Genomic DNA, 11,173 nt, shown 5'->3' with positions numbered 1-11,173 from the left:
CGATGGCTTTGGTGGGTCGGTCAATGTTACCGCGTCTGTATACAGTTGCAATTCTTTGGGAGCAACGAGCGAGCTGCACTTTGACGGAAATGGGAGTTTTGCAACGTATACCCTTGATACCATAGGCCAGAATGCAACGTTTATGGGGAATGGGACCTATGCCATTGAAAATGGTCAGATTCGACTTAAAAACCCCAATGTCATTTCTTTCGATACCACAGGTGATGGAATTCCAGATCCGTTTGACGAGTTGAGCACGGAAGTCGTTGTGAAACTCGGGATGCTTGCGGGATTTCGTACGGTTCGCGACATTGCTGGACAACAGGTCGTGACTATTGAATGTGGCGCTATTGGTCACACTTTAGATCAAACTCCGCTGCAAGCCCGTTACGGATGTCCTCTCATCAATATTATTACGAATGGAAGAGAGATCGTCTATGATCAGCAGCCGAAGATTGAATTTGCTGCGGTTGATGCTGCAAATGGCAGTCCGACATTTGGTCGTCCGCAACCGGGATATGCCTTTGTCAGTCTTCAGGTGAATCAGAACACCAATAATGACTACCATGGAATTTATCGTCAGTCTGGAAACAATATTTGTATCTATGTTCCAAGTGTCAACACGCAACTCCTGGCTGTTATTTCAAGTGGTCCTCGTTTTCCAAACGAATTTTTAACGATCGACGATCCTGCCTTCCGGACAGGAAGAGCAGGGAATCTTCAATCATGCGTCATTGAATAGGTGAGCGGTCGACTTGTAGTATTCATAAAAAGGGGGAGCGATGATTCCTTTTGTTTCTTTGCGTCTCATTTTTCTTTTTCTTTTGGTTATTTCTTTTTCTCCTCCTGCAGTGGGACAAAACATTCAAGTTCCTCCAGCAGCATCACAATCGTTAACGACTCTTCCCCCTCAAACACTTCCCGGTCAGACGAAACCAGATCTGCTCTTTATTCTCGATTCTTCGGGAAGCATGGCGGAGATGCTGGAAGGTCAAAAGAAAATTGATTGGGCAAAAAAAGCGATTGCTCATGCAGTGGCTGGTCTTCCATCAGAAGCAGAGGTGGGACTGAGAGTCTACGCTCATCGAATTGACAAGGCCAATAGGGTTGAAAGTTGTCGCGATACGGAATTAATTGTTCCTCTTGGAGCAGGAAAGGCGTCGCAAATTTCTACCACCGTGCAACTCATGCAGCCCATGGGATGGACCCCGATTGCTTATTCTCTCCAGCAGGTTGAAAATGATTTTTCTGCTTTTAAAGAGCGCGAACATACTATTATCCTCGTAAGCGACGGAGAAGAAACATGTGGCGGAGATGCCGTCGCTGTCGCTCGGGATTTGCTCAATAAGGGCTACAAGTTCAAGATTTTTACGGTCGGCTTCAATGTTGATGATGTTGCCAGAAAACAGCTTGAGGCTTTGGCTCAACAATTTGGAGGATCGTATACGGATGCGCGCAGTGGCCTTGTGTTGCAACAGGAATTGACAAAACTCACCCAACAAAGTTTTTTGATTCAAAAACAGGAGAGCGATAATCGGATTCGTGGAGGTGACAGTATTGCAACTGCGGTTTCCATTGAACCAAACAAGCGCTATCGTCTGGATCATCATCAACGAAAAGGATACATCGATCACTTTAAGCTGACTCTTTATCCCTCGCAGCAGGTTCAACTCCATCTCACGCCGGTGAAGAAATGTTTGATTATTGCAGGAGAACAAAGTCAGGAAGACAGTAGCAGCAGCTTCTGTAATACGGAGGCGTTTCATCTTGCTTTGGTGGATAGTTCTCAAACAGAATTAATGTCATTGAAGAGTGATAGGGTTTCGGGATCCGATTCCAGCAAGCAGGTAAATATTGCCGGGGATAATCCAAACACATTTTATCTTTTAGTGGGAAGTCTTGTCGGTGATATGCATCGCGATCATGAATTTGTGGTGCAAGTTCAGAGTAATGGAGATGCGAATACGGATTACGATGCCGGGAATACTGCAAGCGCTGCACTCCCCATTACTCCAGGTCTCTATGAGAAAAACTCTCTCTCCATTCAGGACCCCATGGATTATTTCAAGGTACAGGTAACGCAAGGAGCAAGTCTCAAAGTTGTTGTCACCGCTCTTAAATCCGAGCTATGTGATGCTAAAGTAGAAATATTAGGAGAATTGGGAGAAATTATTCCCAAAGTTCCTCAGGCGCAGCCCGGGGTTCTTGAAACAACTTCTTTTTCCTCTCCCCAATCCGTTTATATTCAGACCAAGACGGAATCTTGTCGTGGGAGTCTGCAATATTCATTGGGCATCGCTCTGAGGCAGCCCGAGGGAGCTGTGTCAGGAATTGTCATGCAAGATGTTTCACCACCTCCAATGCCGGAAGAAGAGAAATTAACATTATCATCAACTGAAGATGCTCAAAAAATTCCACTGAAAAATTTCGTGATGGTGAGCGCTCTTCTTCTTTTCATAAGCCTGCTGATTTCCGGAGTCCTGCTTTGGAAAAAAAGAAGTTCGATTTCTTCTTTGGGAAAATCTTTAGGATGGTATCAGATTGTTGGAGGTGTTGTCGGCCTTGGTTTTGGAAATTATCTTGTTCAGTTGATCCCCACGGCATTTTTGCAAATTTTTCTCTATGCTATTTTTGTAATTATGTCTGTGTTGGGAATTGTGGGAGGAGGTCTTCTTCTCTCAGGTCGCTCTGATCGAGTGAGTCTCTGGTGGGGAATTTTACAAATCCCCTGGGTTGCGCTCAATCTGCACTGGGCGCAAGCAAGTTATAGCTGTGCAGTTCTCCTGGGACTGCCTGTTTATTTTATATGGGACGTGGCAGCAAAACTTTTTCGGGTCCACTTTGGATTTAATGTTGGCATCGCCTTTGAGGGAATGGCAACGATTACAACTCCCGGAGAGGGTTTCTCCATCGGAATGGGAATGAACCTGATCGCAGTCATCTTTACAGGACTCATTCTTTATTACAGGCGGAGAAGGGTAAGAATGGTTTAGAGGGAGTCTGCACTTGAACGAACAATTTCGGTTATATCAATATAATACGAACCGAGCTTTGGATGTTTTGTTTCAAACTTTTTGACCACTCCTTTTACATCATAAACATGACCGATAACGCCTGATTCACGAGGAGCGGTTGAATTGGCTTCACTCAAGCTCGAGTACTGCGCATCGATACCGAAAGGCGGACATTCTCGTTTTGCCACATAGATGGAGTTTCTTTCAAGAGCTGTGATGTCAGTGCAGATTAACGGCGTACTATCTTTTATCATCCCCATCCCTTTTCCTTGAGGATCATAAGACCGAAAGTCCGCTGTTCCTTCGTATAGGTTTTCGGTTCCAAGCTCCATGGAGTGCTGCGAAGTATCTGTCAAAAAGAGATAATGATATGCTGTGTCTGGGTTCGTAAGGCCATTCATAACGTGGCCGCCTCGTTCGATTGTAACAGAATAAATCCTAAAACTCATGAGGGCCTTTGTCGTAACTGCTTTATCCAGATACGCTTCGGGATTGCTCAATATTTCACTGATATGTAAAGTTGATTGCGGCGATTCGTCGAGCGTTGCGTTTCTTTTCCCATTTTCAGAAGTTAAAGATTGATCGCATGCAACAATGAAAATTGGCAGAGTGAGCAACAATATTTGTTTTGTTCTTTTTGTTATCATGGGTATTTATAAATACCAAAAGTAATTTTGAGTCAATCTCAATTCTTTCATCCCCCCGTTTACTCCCTTCGAACTTAAAAACGAACTTCGGTTGGAGAAACATGAAAGATCGGTCTCCCATCACCAAGCTCGCCATCATGATTCTCCCCCCAACAAAAGAGAGAACCATTGCTGCGGGTAATACACGTATTATTTTCACCGACTGCGATTGTCTGAATATTTTGAACACTTGAAATGGTAATGGGAGTTAAACTGAAACCACTTGTACTATTTCCAAGTTGCCCAAAGAGATTGCTTCCCCAACATTGGAAAAGATCTCCAGATGTAAGAACACAATTATGACTGACACCAACAGCAACAATTTTAACATCAGTAATTCCTGGAACTGCCGCCGGAATTGAAGAATTGGTGATCGTTCCATTTCCCAAAAACCCGTTGAGACCATTTTCACCCCAACATCGAAGCGTTCGATCTGATAACACAGCACACGTATGATTTCCTCCTGCTTCGATCTCAATAGCATTTATGCCTCCGGCCGTCGGAAGCCCGGCGACAACAACCGGTGTTGTTGAACTTGTTGTTGTCATATCTCCAAGTTGGCCTTCGTTGTTACGACCCCAACAACGAACACCGCCATTTACAAGAACGGCACAACTATGGGCTGCTCCCGCCGCAATGTCACCGACGCTCGTCAGATTCGTGACAAATACCGGCGTCAAACGAACAGTGTTGCGAGATCCGTCACCGATTTGACCATCAAAATTGAGTCCCCAACATTGGACCGTACCGTTGGCAAGCAGAGCACATGCATGGCTTTCTCCAAGAGCAATGTTACTTGCAGTCGAAATGGCGCTCACTGCCCGAGGAACCGTCGAAGATTGAGCTGTCCCGTTCCCGAGCTGTCCTGCATCATTTCTTCCCCAGCACTGTATTTGACCTGTGGTCAGAAGAACACATGTATACTCTTTTTGTGCTTTGAGAAAAAGTGTCCCACTCAATTGACCTGTAGTGTCAACCGGCGTTGTTGACCACTCCTCAGCAGTCCCACTTCTGCCATTTCCAAGTTGGCCATAAGAATTATATCCCCAACAATTGACGATACGACTACTCCCAAAAGAACAGGCATGATTACTGCCTGCAGCAATATGTGTAACACCGATGCCTGACACTTGAAGAGGTACGCTTGCTGCTAAAGGACGCCCATTTCCAAGTTGGCCAAGCTGGTTATATCCCCAACATCGAAGAGTATGGTCTGCGATGAGAGCGCACGCATGTTTATCACCTGCGGCCAAACCTGTTCCGGTAGAAATACCATCCACAAATTGCGGAGACCGCAAGAGTTGTGTTGATCCAATGCCTAACTGGCCATATTCATTCTCGCCCCAACATTGCACCCTGCCTGCAGTAAAGAGAACGCATGTAAACTCCGAACCAACGACTACACTGCGAATCGTTTCGGAACTGAGTCCGGAGACAGGAACGGGAACTGCTGAATCATTCCCCGTTCCATCTCCAAGTTGAGCAGATCCATTATATCCCCAACACCTTACGGAATTATTCGCGAGCACTACACACGTATGAGATTCACTACTCCCAAGAGATAAAGCAACGGCATTGGTGATCCCACTCACATTTACAGGTCGATCAGAATCAGTTGTATTTCCATTCCCTAATTCAGAATTGGTTCCACTTCCCCAACATTGAACAAGTCCGCTTGAAAGCAGAGCGCAGGTATGATTATCGCCGGCAAAAAGCGATACTGCATTTGTAATACCGGTAACTGAAACGGGAATGTCCGAATTATTTCTATTTCCATTGCCAAGATGACCACGACCGTTATACCCCCAACATCGAATCGTACGATCCCTTAAAAGGGCGCAACTGTGGGAGTTCCCCACAACAACGCTTGTTGCAGTCGTAATATTTGAAACTTCGACAGGAGTTGTGGAACGAATATTTGTTCCATTCCCAAGCTGGCCAGAAGCATTCTCTCCCCAACAATTCAGACGACCATTTTCCAAAACAACACAGACATGAAAACCTCTTACCGCAAGAGTAAGAGCTGTCGCAATGCCGGGGATCTCCGTGAATGAACTTGTATTTGTTGTTCCCAGAAACTTTTGTGAAAGAATCGTTTCTCCAGCACATTGCACAGTTCCGTTATTCAGGCGAACACAGGTTCGGTGCCCCCCTGCGGCAACCTGCTCTATCTGCGGTTGTGTTTGACATGCTCCAAAGGCTTGCCATTGGCCACTTGCACAGGCTCGTGTTTGCTGACCAACATTTCCAAAACCACAATTTTGTGTTTCGGTCATTCCATCTCTACAGATATCCGGATCCGTACAGGTACTGAAAGCTCCAAAATTCCCTGTCACACAGGTTCCTGTTTGCTGGCCACGGTTATTCAGACCACACGACACTGTCAGCGTCAGGCCATCTTTACAGAGATCGGGATCGGTGCATGCTCCAAAAACATCGAAAAAACCATTCACACATGATCGTGTTTGTTGGCCGCGATCATTGAGACCACAACTTCGAGTTTCAGATTGTCCTAAAATACAGCTCAGGGAAGGATCTGGAGGAGGTGCATTGTTACTGCTTCCTTCATTATCACAACCATAGAATCCAAAAAGAAGTACGCTCAAAAAAATGATAAGAACGTGAACCATAATCACTCTCTCTTTCTCTTGACGTGGAAAAGATGCATACCACACATCACTCGTCATCTCTACTTTGATTCAATGTCCAAGTGCACTTTTTGAAACCATTCACACCGTCATCGATGGTTATTGTATATCGGCTTTGAGGATGTTCCTCAAAATATTCTTTTGCCCATTTTGCAAACTCGCTAGCGAGCGCTTTGTCCTCTGGAGCATTCGTGAGGCCAGCCTTGAAAGATAGGTAAACAACCTTTCTCGCCATATTCCACTTATAGTTGAGAAGCTTCTCTCGAAAGTCTTTTGTCGTCCGGTCAGCGTCAGCTTGTGAGAGGGGGTCAATCGCGATGATCCCCTGTATCTGATTCAATATCATTTCAATGAATGCAACCTGTTGAGCCTTCTCCAGTTTTTGGAGACGCCCATTTGCTTGTGTTACAGCTTTTGCTCTGGCCCTCTGATATTCATGTCGACCGAGTGTAGTGTAGATCAGCTCACGCAACCGCTGCTGTGCAGCGTTCTTCTCATCACTCTCTTTGATCAGAGAGAAATAGGCGGCCTTCATCTCGTTTTCCGTATAGCCTTTCGGAAGGCTGTGCAAAAGGTTCGATAGTGTTGCCTTGCTCAGTTCCGAGTTATCGACAATACCGAGTGAGACCAATACATATATGCTCTCGGTGATCTTCGCGTTCTCTTCATTCTCAACGATCGTCCCTTTCCAGCAGATGATGTCTTGATAGGCATGAAATGCCTCATGGACGAGTCTGGACCGATGAAAGAGGTTCGTAATGTCAAGTTTTTGATTCAATGCATAAAAGGCGTCCTCCTGATATGCATAAACAGCTTTTCCAACTTCACCGATGTTTGGATCGGAAGAGGGGACTCCGCTCTCAAAATTGAAGGCTCCTGTTTCAATCCCCTTCATAACGCTGGGAAGAAACGATGTTTCGCCTTGGCAGTATTCCTCAGGCATACGCTTGTTCCGAAGTGCATCCAGAAGAACGATATAGAAATTCAGGAGAAACATTTTATCTGAGTTTGAATATACCCGATACTTTTGCTGGTGGAGAAGATCAGCCACATTTTTGAACGGAAGATGATTGTCGTTTGCGAAGTCAACAATGCGATCGAATTCTGACTTTGTCTCTCGATCAGCGTTGGGAAAGGAGAACTCAAAAACCTGTTCTGGTTGAGCAAAGTAGGCTTGAAAGAACATGCTCCGGAATGTTCTCAATGACGGAGCGACCACGACCCTGCCTTGGTTGAGGAGTGCGAGTGCATCTGCGATCTCACCTGGGCTTGTTGTTTTGCAGGCTCTTTCGATCTTCCGCCCCTCTTGTTCAGTGATTTTCCTCGTCTCACCCATTGGAAGCTGCAGTGCTTCGGTGACAACCTGAACGCATTTCATAACATCTCCTCCTTAAACAATCTGTTGTGCAGTTATATGTTGCAACTCATATTTCCTGCTTTGCGCAGAGTGTAGAGGGTTGTGATGCCAAGATCAAGAAAAGGTGAGATCGACTTGTCGGTTAGACTTGACTGTTATTACTGAATTCATGAATAGTACCCGCTTTTAGGGAGATAGAGATGAATGAGCAAAAATTTCCACCGCATGTGGTTGCGGTGATTGGTGGGGCAGTTGCCGGTTCGGAAGCTGCAAAAATATTGGCTGAAAAAGGAATCGGCGTCGTTGTGTTTGATCAGAATGATCGTCCTTATGGAAAGATCGAAGAGGGTCTCCCACGATGGCACGATAAAATGCGTATCGCGGAGTTTCAACGTATTGATGACGCGTATCAACATCCTCTCGTGCAACTTGTTCCTTGCACACGCATTGGACGCGATATCTCTTTTGAAGATCTGAACACTTGGGGATTTAACAGCGTTATTCTTGCGAATGGCGCTTGGCGCGATCGGCCGCTCGGCCTTGAAGGGATTGATGATTACGTCGGCAAGGGATTTTACTACCAAAATCCTTTTATGTATTGGTTTAATCATGCTCCCGAAAAAGATTATCACGGACCACAATGTGAAATTGCAGAAGGGGGCATTGTGATCGGTGGTGGTCTCGCTTCGATTGACGTGGTTAAAGTGCTGATGCTTGAAAATATATATCGTGCACTTAGGAAGCGTGGAATCGATGTCGATATCAATACACTTGAACGACGTGGTGCAGATACGGTGTTGCAAGAGAAGGAACTTACCTTTGAAGCACTCGATATAAAACCATGCACTCTTTTTTACCGTCGCTCGCTTGCGGAGATGCCACTCGTTGCTTATCCTGAGAACGCGACTGATGAAGAAAAACAAAAAACAGAAAAGACGCGCGGCGTCTTACTGAATCGTGCGATGAAAAAATATTTTTTCAATGTTGAAGGAAATGCTCGACCGATAGAAAAACTTGTTGAAGGAGATCGACTGGCTGGGATCCGTTTTCTTCGAACGAAAACTGAAAACGGAAAACTGATTGATATTCCTGGAAGTGAGTTTGATGTTTTCTCAAAAATAACGGTCAGTTCGATTGGAAGTATTCCAGAGCCGATTCCTGGTGTTCCGAGCAAAGGTGAGCTTTATGTATGGCGAAATTCTGATCCTCCTCAACTCGATACGGCATCATCAGTGTATGGACTTGGAAATGTGGTGACTGGAAAAGGGAATATCGCGGTTTCACGAAAACACAGTAAAGAAGTTGCGAGCTATGTCAGTCAGCTTGAACAGACCCCATCACTTTCTGCGGAGAGTTTCCAAAAACTTGATGCACGTATCAAAGCCCGTCAAAAAGAAGTTGGATATGATGGCAATTATCAGGAGTGGATGAAATCCCATCCACCACTTGATCGCTTGTCGTAAGAAGCGCTCATAAACAAGAACAACTTTTTTGCGTTGTATCCGAAAAGAATGATATTCGGAGCAGCTTATGTCATTTACCATTGACGGAAAAATTCTTGGATATGTTGAAGCAGGGACCTTTGGCAAGGCTCTGGATGACGTCACTCCGTTTTTACAGGCGAAGCGAAAGAGTGAACTTGAGGCTTTTGCTTCTCTTTATTCGCAATGTTCTCTTCGTGACGGGGATTATGAGTCAGTTTATGTTGATCTTCAAAACGTTAAAAGTCTTCTACCTCTCTTTCAACGCCTCGACAGCGATCATTTTTCCCAGCAACTTTCTCAGGAGGCAAAAGATCGTATCCATTTTGTTCGAAGTGAACTCGAGTATGCACAGAAAATAGCACGCGGACTGGAAATCAATCGTTTTCCTGGTTTGAAAGGAAAACCACTCAATAACACACCTCTCGTCAAAAAACTTTTGGGGAAATATATTCCAGCGGCCGATGTTATTCGTGCGCAGCGCTTTGGAAAGGGACCTGTCTATCTTGGACGTATTGATATTCATGATTCTCGGGCTGTGCAAGAAGAACATCTCAAGGAGTCGAATCGAAATTATCAGCAAGGTCTTCGTCATTATGCGAAAGAAGGAATCGAATTTGGAACAGACTTTTCTTTGCATTATGCGCAAGTTGGAAATGCTGAATTCGTCGATATTGTTGATGGCGCTCTTTGCATGATCGATCCTGACATGAGCAGGAGGGAGCTTGCACGGAAGACATTGTTCGCACACATGTTCAAATGTCAACATGCTGATATTCATCTGCATGGCATCGAAAAGGAAGGTTTTGTTGCCGAAACGCAGCAATTGCGCCTGGATCAGTTCTATGATGAAGCAGTGCTTTTACAATTGCTGCAACGTAACGATGAGGTAGTGGAACGATTACAACGTCTTCAGATACCAGAAGATGGAATACTTCCCTTTGTGTTTGGAGCAGCTCATTTTAGTGATACAGGAAGTTTGGTGGAAGAATTCGAAAAAAAGAAAATGAATTATGCGGTGATTCGGCCAAAGAGTTACCGTCATGAGGTGCTTCGTATGAACAAGGTTCGTCATCAGCTGACGTTGATGAATGTTGTGTTTCGTTATATCGCGAAACGGGTAGCAGCGAAAAAACCTTTGGACGATGATGATCTCAATGCCATCCTCTTTTTTTTACGGTCTGCGCGTGAATATGAAGCTCGGCAAATATCACAAGATGAGCTGGCAAGAAGTATAACTCAAACGATGTCCACAACGCCTCTCTCTTTTCTTACGCTGTATGTTGCGGCGCGTATTCTGGAATCAGCTGGCATTGAAGGTGCGCAGCGGCTGTATCAGGAGATTGTGAAGGGGGATCCGAGCTTTGTCGAGGCTCATGTTGCATTGGCGAATCACTCTCATGAGCAAAGGAAATATCTTGAAGCGTCGACATCAGCAACAAAAGCGATTGCACTCGATCCTACAACACAACAGGCTTACCTCATTCTTGGAAGCGCTGAAGCGAGCCAAGGAAATGTCCAGAGCGCAATCGATGCGTATGAGAAAGCTCTTGAGCTTGGTGCTGTGCCATTTGAGGTTCCTCTGGCACTTGGTGAACTTTATGAAAAGCAGGGAAAATATTTTGAAGCGAGAAGAGCATTTCAAAAATATGAAGCTCTGATTCGACATAGCGAAGATCCAGCATATACGATTGTTTTCTATGTCGAGGCTTACGATAAAAAAACAAAGATGTTTCTCCGATTTCGGACGACGAAAAACGGGGAATTCATTTTCCTTCGCTATGATCGTACAAACAAGGTTCATCAGCATATTGTTGTCAGCAAAGGTCTGGAACGAATTGAATTACAACGAAGATCAGTTGAACTTAAATCAGCGATGACGCAGATGGCTCCGATTCTTCGAGACTATATTGGAACCAATACTCGTTATGATGTTCTTTTCACGGCGGTCCTTCAAAAGCTCCAAGAGAGGGTTCGATAAAGAGAT

Annotated in this window: 6 protein-coding genes and 1 pseudogene; 4 read left to right on the top strand and 3 right to left on the bottom strand. The window is 45.0% G+C overall.

Annotated features, from left to right (window positions below; all coding sequences use genetic code 11):
* Both A3C46_08995 and A3C46_08990 read left to right on the top strand, forming a co-directional pair.
* Positions 1 to 742, top strand: a pseudogene (locus tag A3C46_08995) (hypothetical protein).
* Between the two features lie 40 nt (positions 743 to 782).
* On the top strand, positions 783 to 2,993 hold the full coding sequence (locus A3C46_08990; GenBank protein ID OGQ22404.1) for a hypothetical protein: 2,211 nt from the start codon (positions 783 to 785) through the stop codon (positions 2,991 to 2,993).
* Here A3C46_08990 and A3C46_08985 read toward each other — a convergent pair.
* From A3C46_08985 to A3C46_08975, 3 genes are all read right to left on the bottom strand, one after another.
* Positions 2,990 to 3,631, bottom strand: a complete 642-nt coding sequence (locus A3C46_08985) for a hypothetical protein (protein ID OGQ22403.1) — start codon at positions 3,629 to 3,631, stop codon at positions 2,990 to 2,992. The genes A3C46_08990 and A3C46_08985 overlap by 4 nt on opposite strands.
* Positions 3,632 to 3,735: 104 nt before the next feature.
* Positions 3,736 to 5,667, bottom strand: a complete 1,932-nt coding sequence (locus A3C46_08980) for a hypothetical protein (GenBank protein ID OGQ22512.1) — start codon at positions 5,665 to 5,667, stop codon at positions 3,736 to 3,738.
* Positions 5,668 to 6,376: 709 nt separating this feature from the next.
* A complete protein-coding gene (locus A3C46_08975) occupies positions 6,377 to 7,726 on the bottom strand; it encodes a hypothetical protein (GenBank protein ID OGQ22402.1) in 1,350 nt (449 codons plus the stop codon).
* 179 nt (positions 7,727 to 7,905) lie between these two features.
* On the opposite strand from A3C46_08975, the gene A3C46_08970 reads away from it, so the two are divergent.
* Positions 7,906 to 9,168, top strand: coding sequence for a hypothetical protein (locus A3C46_08970; protein OGQ22401.1), 1,263 nt, complete (start codon positions 7,906 to 7,908; stop codon positions 9,166 to 9,168).
* A gap of 67 nt (positions 9,169 to 9,235) precedes the next feature.
* Positions 9,236 to 11,167 (top strand): hypothetical protein, encoded by a 1,932-nt coding sequence (locus tag A3C46_08965; GenBank protein ID OGQ22400.1) that lies wholly within the window; start codon positions 9,236 to 9,238, stop codon positions 11,165 to 11,167.
* Positions 11,168 to 11,173 lie beyond the last annotated feature (6 nt).

The organism is Deltaproteobacteria bacterium RIFCSPHIGHO2_02_FULL_44_16, from assembly GCA_001798185.1.
Classification (GTDB): domain Bacteria; phylum UBA10199; class UBA10199; order 2-02-FULL-44-16; family 2-02-FULL-44-16; genus 2-02-FULL-44-16.
This window is presented reverse-complemented; position numbering and strand designations above follow the sequence as displayed.

Coding starts and splice junctions, on each gene's coding strand:
- A3C46_08990 (OGQ22404.1), top strand. CDS start 783: ATGATTCCTTTTGTTTCTTTGCGTCTCATTTTTCTTTTTCTTTTGGTT.
- A3C46_08975 (OGQ22402.1), bottom strand. CDS start 7,726: ATGAAATGCGTTCAGGTTGTCACCGAAGCACTGCAGCTTCCAATGGGT.
- A3C46_08970 (OGQ22401.1), top strand. CDS start 7,906: ATGAATGAGCAAAAATTTCCACCGCATGTGGTTGCGGTGATTGGTGGG.
- A3C46_08965 (OGQ22400.1), top strand. CDS start 9,236: ATGTCATTTACCATTGACGGAAAAATTCTTGGATATGTTGAAGCAGGG.